Annotated in this window: 2 protein-coding genes; both read left to right on the top strand. The window is 51.3% G+C overall.

Translation table 11 applies throughout. The annotated features are described in order from the left end of the window. The coding region (locus EII11_RS10605; RefSeq protein WP_165867164.1) for a hypothetical protein at nt 1–215 on the top strand (215 nt) is incomplete at its 5' end. A gap of 45 nt (nt 216–260) precedes the next feature. Beyond that, on the top strand, nt 261–792 hold a 532-nt coding region (locus tag EII11_RS10345; RefSeq protein ID WP_165867163.1), incomplete at its 3' end, for a hypothetical protein.

Raw genomic sequence — 792 nt, 5'->3', positions numbered from 1 at the left:
GTCGGGTGGTGGATCGTTTTACTCCGGCAATGTTGGTTGAGTATTGTGCGGCGTTGGGGTTGCGTCCTTTTGATGAGGATTTTTATGCCGATGAGTGTTTCCGGATTGTGAAGGTTGCGAAGGGGTGGGAGTCTCCCCGTCCTATTCGGCGGAGTTTCCATGAGGAGCAGTACCGTCTTGGTTTTACGGATGTGAAGCCGGACTCCATGATTTAAGACTTGCGTGCGCAGGTGAAGACCCAGTGGGGGACGATAATGGGTATGCCTTTCCTGACATCTTTAGATGAGCGTTTTACATTGTTTGGGGAGCGTTTTGTGCCGACAACGAATGGGATAGATTTCGTTCGTGCTGATGCTGAAGTGTTGGCTCGAGGTCATGTTGAGTGGGCGAATGGTTTGAGTAACTATTCGGCGTCGTGGCGTCATGAGTCCTTGTCTGTGGAAGAAGGGCTGGCGTCGTTGGAACCCTTGTGTGGGGATGATTATCGTGTGGAGTTGATTGTGCCAACACGTGATCCTAAATGGGTGGCAGTGTTTAAAAACTCTTTTATGGGTGGCGGATCGGGGTCATTGTTTCATTGGGCAGATAGGGCTCTGAGCGTGGATAACGTGTGGGTGGATTTAACTCGATCTCTCTGGCTTGATGAGAGGGAGCGTGGTCAGTTGGGTGGGTGTCAGTTTTCGTATGATCGTTTTGTGGATGGGGGTGTGCGTGAGCATTATTCTGTGTCGGTGATTAATGAGGGGTCGTCTCGTCCGCGGTGGGTGTTTGAGCATTCGGAGTTGTATGCCG

The sequence above is a fragment of the Schaalia canis genome (genome assembly GCF_003858455.1).
Taxonomy (GTDB): Bacteria; Actinomycetota; Actinomycetes; order Actinomycetales; family Actinomycetaceae; genus Pauljensenia; species Pauljensenia canis.
The sequence above is the reverse complement of the archived record's forward strand: the minus strand, read 5'-3'. Positions and strand labels throughout refer to the sequence as shown.